Annotated in this window: 18 protein-coding genes; 10 read left to right on the forward strand and 8 right to left on the reverse strand. The window is 67.2% G+C overall.

Annotated elements, in window-relative coordinates; genetic code table 11:
- Positions 1 to 138: 138 nt before the first annotated feature.
- Positions 139 to 1,365: an Ig-like domain-containing protein gene (locus F8O03_RS17995; protein WP_167516463.1), complete on the reverse strand. Its 1,227-nt coding sequence runs from the start codon at positions 1,363 to 1,365 to the stop codon at positions 139 to 141.
- A gap of 310 nt (positions 1,366 to 1,675) precedes the next feature.
- Positions 1,676 to 1,879, reverse strand: a complete 204-nt coding sequence (locus tag F8O03_RS04140; RefSeq protein WP_068478769.1) for a cold-shock protein — start codon at positions 1,877 to 1,879, stop codon at positions 1,676 to 1,678.
- Between the two features lie 568 nt (positions 1,880 to 2,447).
- Between F8O03_RS04140 and F8O03_RS04145 the strand changes: the two genes are divergently transcribed.
- The 4 genes from F8O03_RS04145 (at position 2,448) to F8O03_RS04155 (ending at position 5,705) form a co-directional block, all read left to right on the forward strand.
- Positions 2,448 to 3,230, forward strand: coding sequence for an alpha/beta hydrolase (locus F8O03_RS04145; protein WP_151422729.1), 783 nt, complete (start codon positions 2,448 to 2,450; stop codon positions 3,228 to 3,230).
- Positions 3,231 to 3,331: 101 nt separating this feature from the next.
- Positions 3,332 to 4,420: a GNAT family N-acetyltransferase gene (locus F8O03_RS04150; RefSeq protein WP_151422730.1), complete on the forward strand. Its 1,089-nt coding sequence runs from the start codon at positions 3,332 to 3,334 to the stop codon at positions 4,418 to 4,420.
- 53 nt (positions 4,421 to 4,473) lie between these two features.
- Positions 4,474 to 4,761 carry a hypothetical protein gene (locus F8O03_RS18000; RefSeq protein WP_167516464.1) on the forward strand — a complete coding sequence of 96 codons (288 nt, stop codon included), beginning with the start codon at positions 4,474 to 4,476 and terminating at the stop codon, positions 4,759 to 4,761.
- Positions 4,758 to 5,705: an SDR family NAD(P)-dependent oxidoreductase gene (locus F8O03_RS04155; RefSeq protein ID WP_167516465.1), complete on the forward strand. Its 948-nt coding sequence runs from the start codon at positions 4,758 to 4,760 to the stop codon at positions 5,703 to 5,705. The genes F8O03_RS18000 and F8O03_RS04155 overlap by 4 nt, the downstream gene beginning before the upstream one ends.
- On the opposite strand, the gene F8O03_RS04160 is transcribed toward F8O03_RS04155, so the two are convergent.
- Complete coding sequence (locus tag F8O03_RS04160) at positions 5,645 to 6,031, reverse strand: thioredoxin family protein (protein WP_104253758.1); 387 nt, start codon at positions 6,029 to 6,031, stop codon at positions 5,645 to 5,647. The genes F8O03_RS04155 and F8O03_RS04160 overlap by 61 nt on opposite strands.
- 104 nt (positions 6,032 to 6,135) lie before the next feature.
- Here F8O03_RS04160 and F8O03_RS04165 point away from each other — a divergent pair, with 104 nt between their 5' ends.
- Complete coding sequence (locus F8O03_RS04165) at positions 6,136 to 7,605, forward strand: DHA2 family efflux MFS transporter permease subunit (protein WP_151422732.1); 1,470 nt, start codon at positions 6,136 to 6,138, stop codon at positions 7,603 to 7,605.
- Positions 7,606 to 7,675: 70 nt separating this feature from the next.
- Here F8O03_RS04165 and F8O03_RS04170 read toward each other — a convergent pair whose 3' ends face one another.
- From F8O03_RS04170 to F8O03_RS04190, 5 genes are all read right to left on the reverse strand, one after another.
- Positions 7,676 to 7,963, reverse strand: a complete 288-nt coding sequence (locus tag F8O03_RS04170; protein WP_151422733.1) for a YciI family protein — start codon at positions 7,961 to 7,963, stop codon at positions 7,676 to 7,678.
- Between the two features lie 8 nt (positions 7,964 to 7,971).
- Positions 7,972 to 8,892: a PRC-barrel domain-containing protein gene (locus tag F8O03_RS04175; protein ID WP_151422734.1), complete on the reverse strand. Its 921-nt coding sequence runs from the start codon at positions 8,890 to 8,892 to the stop codon at positions 7,972 to 7,974.
- Positions 8,893 to 8,999: 107 nt separating this feature from the next.
- On the reverse strand, positions 9,000 to 9,941 hold the full coding sequence (locus F8O03_RS04180) for a DUF4349 domain-containing protein (RefSeq protein WP_167516466.1): 942 nt from the start codon (positions 9,939 to 9,941) through the stop codon (positions 9,000 to 9,002).
- Positions 9,942 to 10,044: 103 nt separating this feature from the next.
- Positions 10,045 to 10,875 carry an aldo/keto reductase gene (locus F8O03_RS04185; RefSeq protein WP_104253753.1) on the reverse strand — a complete coding sequence of 277 codons (831 nt, stop codon included), beginning with the start codon at positions 10,873 to 10,875 and terminating at the stop codon, positions 10,045 to 10,047.
- Positions 10,876 to 10,914: 39 nt separating this feature from the next.
- Positions 10,915 to 12,129, reverse strand: coding sequence for an MFS transporter (locus F8O03_RS04190; protein ID WP_151422736.1), 1,215 nt, complete (start codon positions 12,127 to 12,129; stop codon positions 10,915 to 10,917).
- A 332-nt stretch (positions 12,130 to 12,461) separates the two neighbouring features.
- Between F8O03_RS04190 and nrdH the strand changes: the two genes are divergently transcribed.
- The 5 genes from nrdH to F8O03_RS18005 all read left to right on the forward strand — a co-directional run bounded on the left by nrdH (position 12,462) and on the right by F8O03_RS18005 (position 16,850).
- Positions 12,462 to 12,698: a glutaredoxin-like protein NrdH gene (nrdH, locus tag F8O03_RS04195; RefSeq protein ID WP_068478736.1), complete on the forward strand. Its 237-nt coding sequence runs from the start codon at positions 12,462 to 12,464 to the stop codon at positions 12,696 to 12,698.
- A gap of 48 nt (positions 12,699 to 12,746) precedes the next feature.
- A complete protein-coding gene (gene nrdI, locus F8O03_RS04200; protein ID WP_151422737.1) occupies positions 12,747 to 13,178 on the forward strand; it encodes a class Ib ribonucleoside-diphosphate reductase assembly flavoprotein NrdI in 432 nt (143 codons plus the stop codon).
- Complete coding sequence (gene nrdE / locus F8O03_RS04205; protein ID WP_151422738.1) at positions 13,175 to 15,301, forward strand: class 1b ribonucleoside-diphosphate reductase subunit alpha; 2,127 nt, start codon at positions 13,175 to 13,177, stop codon at positions 15,299 to 15,301. Before nrdI ends, nrdE begins: the two co-directional genes overlap by 4 nt.
- A gap of 81 nt (positions 15,302 to 15,382) precedes the next feature.
- Complete coding sequence (nrdF, locus tag F8O03_RS04210) at positions 15,383 to 16,366, forward strand: class 1b ribonucleoside-diphosphate reductase subunit beta (protein ID WP_104253749.1); 984 nt, start codon at positions 15,383 to 15,385, stop codon at positions 16,364 to 16,366.
- 322 nt (positions 16,367 to 16,688) lie between these two features.
- Positions 16,689 to 16,850 (forward strand): hypothetical protein, encoded by a 162-nt coding sequence (locus tag F8O03_RS18005; protein ID WP_167516467.1) that lies wholly within the window; start codon positions 16,689 to 16,691, stop codon positions 16,848 to 16,850.
- The last annotated feature ends 15 nt before the right edge of the window (positions 16,851 to 16,865 follow it).

Below are 16,865 nucleotides of genomic sequence, written 5' to 3' on the forward strand. Positions count from 1 at the left end.
CATCTCGCCTCAGAAGGATACCCGTCCTACCGGTGGTTCTTCTTCGAACACACCTGATCTGCGGAGCGCGAACGGCGCCGTGCGTGAACGACGAATGCCACCCTGTCGAAGACAGGGTGGCATTCGAGGGCTCGGGGCCTAGGGCTGCGGGTGCCTGGCCCGTGCAAGGAGCATTGCACCGGCTGCCAGGAGCAAGGTGGCTGCAGCAACTGCGAACGGCGCAAGACTCTCGGCTCCCGTGGTCGCGAGGCTGCCCTCCGCTGATGGGGTCGTCGTCGGTGTTGTCGGAACATGAGTCGCAGGAGGCGCCGTTGCCGGTGCCGTCGGAGTCGGAGTCGCCGTGGGCGCCATCGTCGCGGTGGGCGGGACCGTCACAGTCGGAGTCGGCGTGGGAGTCGGCGTGGGTGCCGGTGGGAGTGTCCCGATACCGATGCCACCGCCTTGCTGCGTCACGGTCGCGACGTGTTCGACGCTCGAGCCATTGACGTTGGCGCTGTTGCCGAAGGTCTGCCCGAAGACGAGCGGGCCTGTTGCCTTGGTCTGGTAGGAGAGCCGGTATCGGGCATCCTGCGAGATCGGACCAGCGAACGTGAACGTGTAGCTCATGAGATCCTCACCGATCGAGACGGAGTACTCCGCTGGATCGAGGTCGACGAGGGCGCCATCGCCGGTGGCAGAGGCGAACGAGAACGAACCAGGCACGATCTCGTGCGGGGCGAATCCTGCGTCCGCCTTGAGGGCATCCGTGATCGTGAGCGTCTGCTGCCCGGCGAACTTCGAACCGGGCACGAAGATGCGCCAGGTCATGGTGCCGCTTGCAGTGACCGGCAGCGAGTCCTTGATCAACGAGCTGACCGGAGGTTCTGCCGCTGGCTCGCCTATGCCACCACCGGGGAGAGGGACGACGGTCACGACGCCGTCGACGATGAAGTCCACGCCGTCCTTCTCTGTCACCTCGCTAGCCTCGGCCCAGAGCCAGAGATGGCCGCCGACATCCTCGAGTCCGGCGACGTAATCGGTCAGGGTGCAGGCGACCACGGGGGCCTCGTCATCGGTGACGGTGCAGTTCGCGATAACCGAGTCAGGGTCGTCCGGCGCGGTGACCGTGAACGCGCCGGCCCCCGCGATGCCGAACTCGGGGGGCAGGGTGATACCGAAGGTCTCACCGGCGGTCGCCCCGTTCGGGACTGACCATTCTCCGTCGATGCGAAGCCACTCCCACTTCTTCGCCCCGTCCGAGGAGGAGCCCGTGCTCGTCGTGATCGTGATCGTCGAAGGATCTACCGCCCCCGGATACGTGAATCCGGCTTCCGCGGCGATGGCCGATGGGATGCCGCCTGCGAGGGCAAGTGCCGTGGTTGTCATCGCGGCCGCGAGCGAAACTGTACCTCGGTGGCTTGCTGGTCGTTTGGATCGTGCCGTTGTTGTACTCAATCTTCCCCCTGGTCGATGCCGCGGCACGGCGCGGTGCGCGGCCCGACAAGGATAGTCACGGGGGAGCGGATCTCCCGCCGTAACCGGGCGAGAAATACTGCCTTTTAGTCCGGGCGCATAGCTCCTAGGTGCGATGGAGCCCGCAGGTGATCAAGCAAAAACACAGCGAGTGCGACCCGAAGGTCGCACTCGCTGGGCGTGGTCAGCTCGTCGAAGGACGAGGACCGCTGAGAGCCTGTATTTAGAGCGGGCGGATGCTCTCGGCCTGGAGACCCTTGGGTCCCTGGGTCACATCGAACTCCACGCGCTGGTTCTCTTCAAGCGTGCGGAAACCCTGGACGTCGATTGCGGAGTGGTGCGCGAAGACGTCGGGCGTTCCGTCGTCCGGAGCGATGAAGCCGTAGCCCTTGTCTGCGTTGAACCACTTCACGATGCCAGTTGCCATGTTTTTCTTCCTTCATTGTTATGCAGCCCGTACTTCGGGCGATTGATCCGCGTACGGATCTGTGCTTATTAGGCACGGTCTATTTCGCGCAGGACTGCGCTGCCCGAGTCTGAAGAGATTCGGGTTGCTGTTCACGACAGCGTGAACGAGCAAAGATCAGGGGTGGATAAGTACGTGGGTCGGTGCTGTCTGGGGGCAGTTCCGATTCGGATGGGGCGCGCGCTCGACCCGTATTCACTGCGGTGCTACTGGACGGCTTCCCGACACTCAGCGCGTGAGCCCAACGCTATCACGCTCTGCGCCCGCTATAGCGGGCGAATTCCGGCGAAAAGTGTCACGCGGGGTCATGGGGCGGAAACCCACCGTCTGGTCAGCTCGGAGCGGCGTCGACATCGGCGAGTTTCCGGTGCCCGCGGAAGGTGATCTGGGCTTTCGGGAATCCGTACGAGACTGAAATGGACTGCTCGACCAGGCGCGCCCTCTGCGCTGGAACGGTCGGGCGGTCATCACCGCGTCTACGCTGGAGCGTGAGTGCGTACCATGGAGAGCCAGCGAAGGAGTGGATCGCATGACGGGTGATGAGGCAATCTCGCCCGTGCGCGCGCTCCGAGCCCTCAATGCGGCACGGCGCTACGACGGCGCATCCGGGTCCGGAGGACGGCACGTAGACGTCGATGAGGGCCCTGTCGAGGTCCTCGAGTGGCTCTCCTCTCAAGGACGCAAGCACGACAACCTCCTGGTCCTGGACGAGTCACGTTCCGCGACCGCCGGAGCCCTCGCCGAGCTGCTTCCGGACGCCCACGTGCTGGCGCCGTCCCTCGACGACCTCGGCTGGGCCCAGAGCTCGGAGGCCGCTGCGTCGACCAGCATCCCGGCTGTGGTTCAGGTGCTCGACCACTTCTCCATCGAGCGGGCGGTGCTTGTCGGTGCTGCGGGCGCCGCAGACCTCGCCGTCGCCGTCGCCGTGGCGCATCCGGATCGTGTGGGAGCGCTCGTGCTGATCAACGGCGGCATCGGGGCGTCTGAGGAGCGTGCCGACGTGACGGTGGGCGCCGGATCCGGGTCGCGCGACGCGCTGTCGGGGCTGCGCGTGCCCGTCGCGTTCCTGTTCGGCGGGTCCGTGGCCGAGTCGATGGGCTACACACCTGCGTCCGTCCGAGCGATCACGTCCTGGCTGCGGCACGTTGACGCGCAGCATGTGGCTGCGGACGAGCACGAGCAGTTCGAGGAGCGCGCGCTCGCTCTCGTCGCCGACATCGTCGAGGCCCAGCTCGCCGCGGTGCGTGCGAGGGCTGCACATCCGGCGACCGGCTCCCACCGCGTGATCACGCCGGTCGACGACGCGAACTGACCGCCGCTCATCCGCTGTCTGGGCGACGGCGCGCGGCGTCGTCGTATGCTGGACAGTTGCACATACGGGCGCGCCGAGCCCGAAGAGGTATTGGATGGTCTATGAGCGTCGCAGCTAGCGTCGAGCCACGCACGAACACGAACCCGGACAGTTTCATCGTCCGAGAAGCACGAACGGACGAATTCGAGGCCATTGGGGCTCTGACGGTTCGGGCCTTCGACGCCGGTTCCCACGGCAGTGCGCGGTGGCGTGAGTGGCGTCGACCCGCGGAGCGGGACGTCTCCGCACGAAGCGAGGCTGGCACGGTGCTCGTGGCTGTTGCCGATGGCAGCGGATCGCAGGCTTCCGCGGTGATCGGGACGACGACGGTGCTTCGAGCCGGGACGGACCCCGCACGTCTCGCACGCGGCGACGAGGCCGAGCTGCGCTTCACCGCGGTGGCTCCCGAAGCGCGCGGTGCAGGGGTCGCGGATGCGCTGGTCCACGCGGGCCTCGAGCTCGCCCGCCGAGGCGGCGCGAGGGCGGTCGTCCTCGACGTGGGTGCCGCGAACACGCAGGCCAGACGGCTTGCCGAGCGCGTCGGATTCGCCAGGGTGAAGGGCCGGGACACCGAGGACGAGACGGCCGGCGTGGAGCTGGCCTACCGCTACGACCTGACGCAGACCGAGGGGATCCGCATCCGCCTGGTCAGACATGGTGAGATCGAAGCCATCGGCAGGCTCACCGAGCGCGCCTACAGCAACGACTACGAGGTGACCCCCAGCTACGCGGAGGACCTGCGCGACGCCGCCAGCCGCGCGCGACGCGATGAGGTCTGGGTGGCCGAGGACACAGCTACGGGGCAGATCCTGGGTTCGGTGTGGACGCCGAGGCCTGGAGAGCGGATCTCCCAGCTCGCCCGGCCCGGAGAATTGGACTTCCGCATGCTCGCGGTGGCTCCTGAAGCCCGAGGTCGAGGCATCGGTCAGGCGCTCGCGGGTCACGTCATCGCGCTTGGCCGAGACCGTGGGGCATCGCGCGTGGTCATGAACAGCGGGCCGGAGATGCTCGGCGCCCATCGCCTCTACGAACGGCTCGGCTTCGTTCATCTCACCGACCGTGAGGGCCCGAAGGAAGTGGCCCCCGGCATCGTCGTGCACCTCTACGCCTTCGGCTACGACCTCAGCGCCTCACCGGCAGTGGAGATCTGACCCTCCTAGACTCTGACGCATCCGATCTCTCGTTCAGCGGTGAGGAGCAGATGATGCCCAGGTACGACCACTTCGAAGCGGCCCGCGCACGCGCCATCGGCGCAGGCGCGTCATCGCTGGTCGACCCGAACGACCCGCACCCCATGGCTGGGCCGCCCGAGTTCCGGGACACGCAGTTCGGGCCGAGGCCGGGCGACGAGGATGCACGCTTCGGTGCCTTCGAGGAGGCAGTGGTGCTCGGCGAGCCCGCGGACACCCCCTTCGGAAGGATGGCGAACCTCGTCGATCCCTTCGGCGCGGGCTGCTGCCTGGTCGAGGCGCAGGAAGGCGCCGGCGAGTGAGGGCACCCGCCGAGTACGGGCGACACGACCTCACTGGTCGCCGCTACCTGATCACCGGCGCCTCGACGGGGCTCGGCTTCTTCACGGCGAGAAGCCTCGTCGGGCGGGGCGCGGAGGTGGTCATCACGGGCCGCAGCGCCACGCGACTCGCCGCGGCCGCGGCCGGCACCGGACGTCCGGACCTCACCGCCACGCTGCCGTTCGACATCGCAGAGCTGAGCGAGGTCGATGGTGCCGCGCGGACGCTACTCGAGGGGCAGAACGGCGGAGGCGGGTTCGACGGTGTCGTGCTCAACGCCGGTGTCGTTCACCCGCCCGCAGATCGCGAGACGACGAGCGACGGCGTCGAGCGGGTCTTCGCGACCAACGTGCTCGGACACTTCGCCCTGCTGAGCCGCCTGACGGCCGAGGCAGCGCTCCGCGAAAGCGCGGCGATCGTGTGGCTCGGCAGCATCGCGCCCGCCCTGACCCGCGCGCACCTGCAGGACGTGCAGCTGCGCGGCGGTTACTCGTCGTGGAATGCCTATGCGCAGTCGAAGCTCGCGACCCAGGTGCTCGCCATCGAGGGCGATCGGCGGGCGCGCGCCGCCGGAGGGCACGTGCGGAGCCTCGTCGCGCATCCGGGATACTCGACCGGCGGACTGACACCGACGGTGGCTGGCGTGCACGAACCCTCGCTCGGCAAGCGAGCCCTCGACGGGCTGCTCGCCGTCGCCGCACAAGGCAAGGACGATGGCGCCCTGTGCCAGCTCCGGGCCGTGACCGACCCGGAGCTCTGTGGCGGGGAGACCATCGTCCCGGCCCGTCTCACGCGAGGCCGCCCGGTGCTGGGCACCTCGCACTGGCGCAGCTACGACAGCGAGCTGGGCGAGCGCCTCTGGGACTACTGCGCGTCGCTTGCGGGCGCCGCGCCCGACTTCTCGGCGATCTCGGCGCGAACCTGATCCATGTCGACGTTCTCGAGTGCCTCGATCAGCTTCTCCACCCCGGCGAGGGGCATCGCACCGGGCTCGCGGTACAGCAGCACGCCGTCACGGAATGCCATCAGCGTCGGAATCGACGTGATCTGCAGGCCAGCGGACAGCTCCTGGTTGCTCTCGGTGTCGACCTTCGCGAACGTGATGTCCTCGTGGCGCTCGGACGCGGCGGAGTAGATCGGACCGAACTGACGGCACGGGCCGCACCATTCAGCCCAGAAGTCCACGAGCACGATGCCCGAGGAGTCGACCGTGTCCTTGAACGTCTCAGTGGTGATGTCGATGGTTGCCATGCGTCTCCTATCTCGGGGCGTACGGGGAGCACAACGCCCCACGGATGCACGCTATTCCGTCGGCGCTGAGCGTGGCATCTGCAAGGGGCGTAGCATCCACCCTCGTGGAAACTGTCTCCCGCCCCTGGCCCGCCCTCTGGGCCCTCGTCATCGGCTTCTTCATGATCCTGGTGGACTCGACGATCGTCTCCATCGCGAACCCGGCGATCCTGCGGGACCTGCAGACCGACATCACCGCCGTCATCTGGGTCACCAGCGCCTACCTGCTCAGCTACGCCGTGCCGCTCCTCATCACCGGCCGGCTCGGCGACCGGTTCGGGCCCAAGCGCATCTACCTCATCGGCCTCGTCGTGTTCACGCTCGCCTCACTCTGGTGCGGCCTGTCGGGCGACATCGGGACCCTGATCGCCGCCCGCGCAGTTCAGGGCCTCGGCGCCGCGCTCATGACGCCGCAGACCATGTCCGTCATCACCCGGATCTTCGCACCCGACAAGCGCGGTGCAGCCATGGGTCTCTGGGGTGCGGTCGCCGGCGTCGCCACGCTGGTCGGGCCCATCCTCGGAGGATTCCTGGTCGACAGCCTCGGCTGGGAATGGATCTTCTTCGTGAACGTGCCTGTCGGCGTCGTCGCGTTCATCCTGGCCTGGCGCCTCGTGCCGAGCCTCGAGACGAAAGCGCACTCCTTCGACTGGCTCGGGGTCGTGCTGAGCGCCGTCGGCCTCTTCCTGCTCGTGTTCGGCATCCAGGAAGGCCAGACCTTCGACTGGGGTCAGATCGCCGGGCCCATCTCCGTGTGGAGCCTCATCATCGCTGGCGGGGTCGTGCTCGCCGGTTTCGTGGTCTGGCAGCGATTCAACCGGAGGGAGCCCCTCCTGCCGCTCAGCCTGTTCCGGGACCGGAACTTCACGGTCGCGAATCTCGGCATCTCGGTGCTGGGGCTCGCCATCGTGTCGATGCCGCTGCCCATCGCCTTCTACTTCCAGACAGCGCGCGCCCTCGAACCCACGCAAGCCGCGCTCATGCTCGTGCCCATGGCGGTCGTCTCCGGGGCCATGGCACCCTTCGTCGGCCGGCTCACCGACCGAACCCAGCCGCGCTGGATCGCCTTCGCCGGCTTCCTCATCGTCGCCGCGTCGCTCACCTGGCTGTCGCTGCTCATGACGGCAGACCGGCCGCTCTGGCAGCTGCTGATCCCGCCCGCATTCCTCGGCCTCGGACTCTCGGGCCTCTGGGCTCCGCTCGCGACCAGCGCGACGAGGAACCTCCCGCCGGCGCTCGCGGGGGCCGGGTCGGGGGTCTACAACATGACGCGCCAGGTCGGGTCCGTGCTCGGCTCGGCCGCGATCGCGGCCCTCATCAGCTCGCGCCTCGCCGCGGAACTGCCTGGAATGCCGGCGGAGGCGGCCGAGCAGAGCAGCGGCGAGCTGCCCGCCGCAGTCGCCGAGGGGTTCTCGGCCGCGATGGGGCAGGCGCTGCTGCTGCCGATCGCTGCGTTCCTCGTGGGGGCGGTCATCGTCCTCTTCTTCGAGAAGCCGCGAGTCGAGGAGACCGCGCGGGCCGAGAACCGCGCGTAGACGACCGCACCGAGACGAAGCCGGCCGCCGCGAGTGCGGCGACCGGCTTCGTCTGGCGACGTGCGTGCGGTTACGGGACGAACGGGCCGAAGACCGGGGTCCACTCGTAGACATCGGTCTGTCGGATGACTCCGACCTGCGCGAACGGATCGGCGGGGATCAGCTCGCGCAGCGATGCCTCGTCGTCGCTCTCCCACAGGAGCAGCGCGCCGGCGTGGGGTGCAGCCCACGGGCCGGAGGCCTTCAGAACGCCAGCATCCTTCTGCTCGCCGAGCCAGGCCCGGTGCGCGGGTCGGTGCTCATCGCGGGTCGCGTCTGAATCGTCTTCGTAGTGGTAGATCGTGGCGAAGATAGGCACGGATGCTCCTAGTTGCGGTCGGCGGTGCTCGGGTCGGTCGTCTCATCGTCTGGACGCTGGAAGCTGATCTCTTCCCACTCATTGACGGTGGGCGCCTCGAACTCGTCATCGTCAGCCGCTGCCTCGGCCGTCGCGATGAGGCGAGTGTCGTCGTCATCAGCGGTGAGCAGCGGAGCCGCGGTCTCGTGGGCATCGAGGCTGGCTTCCGTGTCGAACGCCGAATCCGAGACGGACTCCGCGAGCAGCGCATCCTCGGCCAGGGTCGCCTCGTCGGTCTCGCCGAGGTCGTCGGCGCGTTCTTCGAAGACGACGGGGGCGCTGCCGGGGCGCAGCTCGCTCCCACCCTCGACGAGGCTCGTCTCCGTTCCGTTCTCCGGCATGCGCCCGGGAACCTCGTAGTGCACGTAGAGGGCGTCCTCCTCGGCGGGGCTGAGGTTCTGGTCGACTTCCGTGCTCGGGGCGCTCGTCACGAGCGACTTCGTGTACGGCACGAGGATCCGCTTCTCGTCGAGCTCCGCGAGGTCGAGCGGGATGAAATACTCCTTGGTGCCGAAGAGGCCCGTCTTCACGGTGACCCAGTTCGGGTCGCGAGTCTGGTCGTCGAGGTACACCTGGCCGACACGGCCGATGCGCTCGTCGCCGGGGCCGAAGACGGTCGCCTGGAAGATGCGGGTGAGCTTCGCCTCGTGCGCTTTCAGCTCGGCGGCGGCGTTGCTCTCCCCGTTGACCGCGGAGCTCTCCCCGGTCAGGGAGTCAGAGTCCTGGTCGACCTGTTGCGGGGGCGCGATCGGGTCGTCCTCGAGTCCGCCAGGGATCTCGGCGTCGGACAGGGCCCGGTCGGGGGCCTCGGTGGCGTCGATGCGCGTCGTGTCGTCGTCGCCCGGCTCGAAATCAGGGTCGAACTTGGTGTTCGTGTCGTCGGCAGCCATGCTGTGCTCCTCGGTCAACGTGGATGTGGCGGGTCGCCCGCGCCGGCCTGCGCGCGAGAGACCTGCACAAGACTAGCGATCGCGGCGGTGCGCTGGCCGAGTCGTGGCTAGGACGCGGCTCCGGGCGGCGCCGCATCCCCGGATGCCGACGGCCGCGTCGAGGTCTGTCTGCCGGCAGGGGCGGGTGGCGGGACGGCCGGCGCTGTCGTTCGCCTGGCGGCCCTCGTCCTGGCGCCCTTGACGCTGAGCCGAACGATGAGCCATGCCGCGGCGCCGAGGACGGTCAGGAGCACGAGGCCGGGCAACGCGAAGCCGAACGCGGTCCAGAAGGCCGCGAACCCGCGGAACAGGGCAGCCATGCCATCGCGCAGCCCGGCCAAGAACCCGGCTGGCTCACCGCCGGGCGCTGGTGCGTCGCTCGAGATCGAGATCGACACGGTCGAGTAGGTGATGCTCTCCTCGAGCACCTCGAGCTGTGCGCGCAGGCTCTGCAGCTCGCCGCTGCGCTCGGTGAGCGTCGTCTCGATGGCAAGGAGGTCGTCCACCTCCGTCGCCGAGGAGAGCATTCCCCGCAGGGAGGTGACCGAGGCCTCCAGCGTCGCCACCCGGGAGGCCATGTCGGTCTTCTGCAGGGTCACGTCGACCGCCGAGGTCTCGACCGAGACGACCTCGCCGACCTCGCGCAGCTCGGTGATGAACGCGTCGTAGTCCTCAGCCGGGACGCGGGCCGTCAGCTGCGCGGAGATGACGTCGCCACCGGTCTCCGAGCGAGCGTCGATGCGGCCGTCGCGTGCCTCCACGAGAGCTTCGACCTGCTCTCGAACGCCCGGCACGTCACCCGTCTGGATCCCCACGTACCCCGTCGTCACGACATCGCGATCCTCTTCGGCGGCGCCCGCCATGGGGGCCTGGCCGGCGTCTTCCTGCGCGACACCCTGCGGGGCCCCGGCGGACTCGGCCGAGGAGGAGCCATTGGCGCATCCGGCGAGCAGGAGGGCCGTCAGGGTGAGGGCGGTCGCGGCTCCGAGCCGCCTCAATGTGGTGCGCATAGGTGTCATGCAAGCACCTGCCGGGGTCGGGCGCGCTCCGAGTTCCCCCAGAGAACGCGCGTCGAGACGTTCGCTGCGATCGACCTGCGCCGAGGAGAGGCGCTCAGAAGAAGAGGTCGGGGTCCTTGCCGGTTCGTTCGCCGGATTCGAGTGCGGCGATCACTGCGAGGTCGTCGGCGTCGAGGCTGAAGTCGAAGACCTCGAGGTTCGAGGCGAGCCGATCGCGATGGACGGACTTGGGGATAACGACGTTGCCGAGGTCCAGCTGCCAGCGCAGCACCACCTGGGCGACGGTCCTGTCGTGCTTCTCGGCAAGCGCGACGAGCGCGGGCTCCTGGAGCAGCGTGCCTCTGGCGAGCGGGGACCACGCCTCCGTCAGGATGCTGTGCGTGCTGTTGTACGCGCGCGTCTCGGTCTGCGGCAGGCGGGGGTGCAGCTCGATCTGGTTGACGGCTGGAACCGTGCCGGTCTCTGCCGCCAGGCGGTCGAGGTGATGCCCCTTGAAGTTCGAGACGCCGATCGAGCGTGCACGGCCCTCGTCGCGCAGTCGCTCGAGTGCTCGCCACGTCTCGACGTACCTGTCTTGCGCGGGGGCTGGCCAGTGGATGAGGTAGAGGTCCACGTAGTCCAGCCCGAGCCGCTCGAGGCTCTCGTCGAACGAGGCGAGCGTCTCGTCGAAGCCGTGCCGGTCGTGCCAGACCTTCGTCGCGACGAAGAGATCAGTGCGACGTGCTCCGCTCTCGCGGATTCCGCGCCCCACGCCCACCTCGTTGTCGTAGAACGCGGCGGTGTCGATGTGGCGGTAGCCGAGGTCGATGGCGTCGACGACGACTCTTGTCGCCTCCTCGTCGGGCACCTTGTAGACCCCGAGCCCCAGCTGTGGGATCTCGATGCCGTCGTTCATGGTCAGGCTGGGGGAGAGCGGCGAGGTCATGGAGGCCTTTCGTTCGGCGTGCGGCTGAGCGAGGGTCGATCAGGAGGGCGCGTTCAGGATGTTCATCGGCTCTGTGTCGGGGCGCGGAGCGATGTCGGTGCCGCGCAGGTCCGGGATGCTTCGACGCCAGATGAGCGCGACGGCCGCGCCGAGGAGCGCGAACGCCGCGCTGACCAGGAACCCGCCGAGGGAGCCGGCGAGGTCGTTGGCGATGCCTGCGAGCGCGGATCCTGCGGCCGCCCCGATGAGCTGGCCAGTCGCCATCCACCCGTACGACTCTGCGCTCTCGCTGAACCTGACGCTCGAGGACACGGCCGAGAAGCTGCCGGAGAAGACCGGCGCGATGCCGAGGCCGCTCACGAAGAACGCCGCGCCGAGCCAGATCGGGTTCGTCGAGATGAGCGCGAGACCGATGCCGAGGAACACGATGCCCATGCGGCGCGCGAGGGACATGGGGGCCAGTGGGACATGTCCGAATGCGAGGCCTCCGACAAGCGAGCCGACGGCGAACACCGCCAGCAGCACCCCGGTCTCGGCTCGCTCGTGCCCGAACTCGGCGACGACGGCTGCCTCGATGGCGGAGCAGGCGCCGACGAGCAGCGCGCCGATGATCGACATGAGCACGACGACGGGGTTGCGGAGCACCGCCCCGGCTCTCCTCCTCGACTTCGGGATGCGGACCTTTCCCACCTCGGGAGCCGCGACGAACCAGAGGCCGCCGAGGAGCAGGATGCCGGCCGCGACGAGAATGCCGGCGGCGGGGGAGATCGCGAACGCGACGGCCGTGGTGGCGACAGGGCCGATGACCCAGATGACCTCCTGGAGGGAGGCGTCGAGGGAGAAGAGCCGAGAGAGGAGGGCCGCGTTCACCACCTTGGGGTAGATGGTCCTGACGGCCGGGGACACGGGAGGGATGGTCAGCCCGGCCAGGACGGCGATGATCGCGGCCTGCCAGAGCACCGGCGGCCAGAGGGCCAAGGCCGTGAGCGAGACGGAGCAGGCGACCATCGTCGCGATGAGAACGGGGCGCATGCCCCAGAACGTCATGAGGCGACCGGCCACCGGTCCGGAGACCGCCTGGCCGATGCTCAGCGCTGCGAGGACGACGCCTGCCGAGGTGAAGTTGCTGTACGTGTCCTCGATGTGCATGAGGATCGCGAGCGAGAGCATGCCGGCGGGGAACCTGGCGACGAGCTGCGAGAGCAGGAGTCGTGTCAGGCCTGGGGTTCTGAGTACAGTCGCATAGTTCGTCACAGCGCCGACAATCGTACGCCCCAGACACAGAATGTCGGTGGTTGGGGACAGACTGTGCACAACCGCCGAAAACCGGTGGAGAAACGCCGGAAACAGGGGCATTTTCTGTGGAGGACTTGTGGAGAACTACACGGTTGTAACACCGCATCTAGTGGTGGTAGCCTCATCGAGCACAAGATGTAGTGGCCGCGGGAAACTGCGACACAACGGGGGTTCATCCGCCTGGCACCGCGTGAGACTGCTCCGGCAGGGCCGCGGAAGACCGGACGAGACGCGTTCACCGCACTGCACGAATAGCACTCCCCACAGCACTTAGGAACCAGGAGAAGACCATGGCAATCGCCGTCTACAGCAAGCCGTCATGCGTGCAGTGCACCGCCACCTACCGTGCCCTCGACAAGCAGGGCATCGAGTACGAGATCTTCGACGTGTCCGCCGACGAGAAGGCACTCCAGACCGTCAAGGAGCTCGGCTACATGCAGGCTCCCGTCGTCATCGCCGGTGACGACCACTGGTCGGGGTTCCGTCCCGACAAGATCAGCCAGCTGGCTGCTCTCGCCACGGCCTAGCCGTCGCACCTCGCTGCTCTCGCCGCTGTTGAAGAAGGGACTGCACCCATGACCGGGCTCATCTACTTCTCGAGCGTCTCCGAGAACACGCGTCGCTTCGTCGAGAAGCTCGATCGGCCAGCGAGCCGCATCCCGCTCTTCCCGAGCGAACCCCAGCTTGTCGCAGACGAGCCCTACGTGCTCATCCTCCCCACCTACGGCGGGGGAGATGGGCGCGGGGCCGTCCCCAAGCAGGTCATCAGGTTCCTGAACGAGCCGCGCAACCGCGAGCTCCTCCGCGGCGTCATCGCCGGCGGGAACACGAACTTCGGCAAGGGCTACGGCCTGGCTGCCGACATCATCTCTGCGAAGTGCGGCGTACCCACGCTCTACCGCTTCGAACTCTTCGGCACGCCAGACGACGTCGCCGCAGTCAACTCTGGATTGGACAGGTTTTGGCAGCAACAACCGCTCTCGACGACGCAAGTGTCATCACGATGAACGCACCAACGGCGGCGAACACGCTCGACTACCACTCGCTGAACGCGATGCTCAACCTGTACGACGAGAACGGCCAGATCCAGTTCGACAAGGACCGCGAAGCCGCTCACCAGTACTTCATCCAGCACGTCAACCAGAACACGGTCTTCTTCCACGATCTCGAAGAGCGCCTCGAGTACCTCGTCGAGAACGAGTACTACGAGCCCGAGACGCTCGCGATGTACTCCCACTCGTTCATCGAGCAGCTCCGCAACCGCCTCTACGCGAAGAAGTTCCGCTTCCCCACGTTCCTCGGCGCGTTCAAGTTCTACACCTCGTACGCCCTCAAGACGTTCGATGGCAAGCGCTACCTCGAGCGCTTCGAGGACCGCGTGCTCATGGTCGCGCTCGGCCTCGCACAGGGTGAAGAGGTGCTCGCGACCTCGCTCGCCGACGAGATGATCGCCGGCCGCTTCCAGCCGGCGACCCCCACGTTCCTCAACACGGGCAAGAAGCAGCGCGGCGAGCTCGTCTCCTGCTTCCTCCTCCGCATCGAGGACAACATGGAGTCCATCGGCCGCTCCATCAACTCCGCGCTGCAGCTCTCCAAGCGCGGCGGCGGCGTCGCGTTCAACCTCTCCAACATCCGCGAGTCCGGCGCCCCGATCAAGCAGATCCAGAACCAGTCCTCTGGCATCATCCCGATCATGAAGCTGCTGGAGGACTCCTTCTCCTACGCGAACCAGCTCGGCGCGCGCCAGGGTGCGGGAGCCGTGTACCTCAACGTGCACCACCCGGACATCATGCGGTTCCTCGACACGAAGCGCGAGAACGCCGACGAGAAGATCCGCATCAAGACGCTCTCGCTGGGCGTCGTCGTCCCCGACATCACGTTCGAGCTCGCCAAGCGCGGCGAGGACATGTACCTCTTCTCCCCGTACGACGTCGAGCGCGTCTACGGCAAGCCGTTCGGCGACATCTCCGTCACGGAGAAGTACTACGAGATGGTCGACGACGCGCGCATCCAGAAGACGAAGATCAGCGCTCGCCAGCTGTTCCAGACGCTCGCCGAGATCCAGTTCGAGTCGGGCTACCCGTACATCATGTACGAGGACACGGTGAACCGTGCGAACCCCATCGAGGGACGCATCAACATGTCAAACCTGTGCTCGGAGATCCTTCAGGTCAACTCGCCGACGACCTACACCGACGACCTCGGCTACGAGACCATCGGCAACGACATCTCCTGCAACCTGGGTTCGATGAACATCGCGGCCGCCATGGATTCGCGCGACCTGGCGACGGCCGTCGAGACGGCGATCCGCGGCCTCACCGCCGTGAGCGACATGAGCCACATCGCCTCGGTGCCGTCCATCGCGAAGGGCAACGACGAGTCGCACGCCATCGGCCTCGGCCAGATGAACCTGCACGGATTCCTGGGACGCGAGCGCATCTTCTACGGTTCGGAAGAGGCTCTCGACTTCACGAACATCTACTTCTACACGGTGGTGTTCCACGCGATCCGTGCCTCGAACCTCATCGCGACCGAGCGTGGCCGTTCCTTCGCCGGCTTCGAGCGCTCCACCTACGCGACCGGCGAGTTCTTCGACAAGTACGTCGACGTCGAGTGGGCTCCCAAGACGGAACGCGTCCGCGAGCTCTTCGAGGGCATGCACATCCCGACCCAGGCCGACTGGGCTGAGCTGCGCGAGCTCGTGCAGAAGCACGGCATGTACAACCGCAACCTGCAGGCCGTGCCGCCGACCGGGTCGATCAGCTACATCAACCACTCGACCTCGTCGATCCACCCGATCGCGTCGAAGATCGAGATCCGCAAGGAAGGCAAGCTCGGCCGCGTCTACTACCCGGCGCCGTACCTCTCGAACGACAACCTCGAGTACTTCGAGGACGCCTACGAGATCGGCTACGAGAAGATCATCGACACGTACGCCGAGGCGACGCAGCACGTCGACCAGGGCCTGTCGCTGACGCTCTTCTTCAAGGACACGGCGACGACCCGCGACATCAACCGCGCGCAGATCTACGCGTGGAAGAAGGGCATCAAGACGATCTACTACATCCGTCTTCGTCAGCTCGCGCTCGAGGGCACCGAGGTCGACGGCTGCGTCAGCTGCATGCTGTAACAGCCCCTCCTCGGCCAGGCCGGCCTCTGGGCGAATGCCCGACCATTCCCGCACGAACGCGACAGAAAAGAACTCACGCAGATGAACCCGCAGGTCGAGACGAGCCACCTTCTCGAGAAGGTCCAGGCGATCAACTGGAACCGCATCCCGGATGAGAAGGATGTCGAGGTCTGGAACCGACTCGTCAACAACTTCTGGCTGCCGGAGAAGGTGCCGCTGTCGAACGACGTGCAGTCGTGGAACACGCTCACGCCGGCCGAGCAGACACTCACCATGCGCGTCTTCACGGGGCTCACGCTGCTCGACACGATCCAGGGAACCGTCGGCGCCGTCAGCCTCATCCCCGACTCGCTGACGCCGCACGAGGAGGCCGTCTACACGAACATCGCGTTCATGGAGTCGGTGCACGCCAAGAGCTACTCGTCGATCTTCTCGACCCTCTCGAGCACGCCGCAGATCGACGACGCGTTCCGCTGGTCCACGGAGAACGAGAACCTGCAGCGCAAGGCGCAGATCGTCATGAACTACTACCACGGCAACGACCCGCTCAAGCGGAAGATCGCGTCGACGCTGCTGGAGTCGTTCCTGTTCTACTCGGGCTTCTACCTGCCCATGTACTGGTCGAGCCACGCGAAGCTGACCAACACGGCCGACCTCATCCGCCTCATCATCCGTGACGAGGCAGTGCACGGCTACTACATCGGGTACAAGTTCCAGAAGGGGCTCGAGCTCGTCGACGAGGCCAAGCGCCAGGAGCTGAAGGACTACACGTTCGAGCTGCTCTTCGAGCTGTACGAGAACGAGGTGCAGTACACGCACGACCTGTACGACGAAGTCGGCCTGGCCGAGGACGTCAAGAAGTTCCTGCACTACAACGCCAACAAGGCGCTCATGAACCTCGGCTACGAGCCCATGTTCCCCTCCAGCGTCACCGACGTGAACCCGGCGATCCTGTCGGCCCTCTCGCCGAACGCCGACGAGAACCACGACTTCTTCTCCGGGTCGGGTTCCTCCTACGTCATCGGCAAGGCCGTCAACACCGAAGACGAGGACTGGGACTTCTAACCCCGCGCCCCGTAGCGCCACCTTCGAGGCGGCACCGACCAGAATCTGGCCGGTGCCGCCTCGACGCGTCTCACCCGACAACGCCGCGCCGCGCCGCCGCCGCTCGAGGGCGGACTTGTGGTCGCTTCCGGCGCGTTTTGGCGACCACAACTCCGCCCGCGGTCTCGGAGGCCGCACCCGGGGAGGAGTTGGGGTCGTTTTCGTCCTGGTGAACGCGACCAGCTCTTGCCGTGATCCGGGCCGCGCGCGCTACGCTCTGGGCAGCGGCGCCCCGCCGCCGGGGGCGAGCACGGTTCCCCCGAGCACGATCGAAGGAGATCCCATGGGACACGACAAGAACGAGGAACTTCGCGAGGAGCATGAGCACCAGGAGGAGCACCGCCAGGTGCGCCGCGACGAGACCTTCGAGGCTGGCGACGGTGCCGTCGACGACGAGGGCTCGCAGGACCGCCGACGCCAGGACGGCGTCAGCGACCTGTCCTGACCGCTGAGTCCGGCG

Origin of the sequence: Pseudoclavibacter terrae, from assembly GCF_008831075.1 — a bacterium.
GTDB classification, from domain to species: Bacteria; Actinomycetota; Actinomycetes; order Actinomycetales; family Microbacteriaceae; genus Pseudoclavibacter; species Pseudoclavibacter terrae.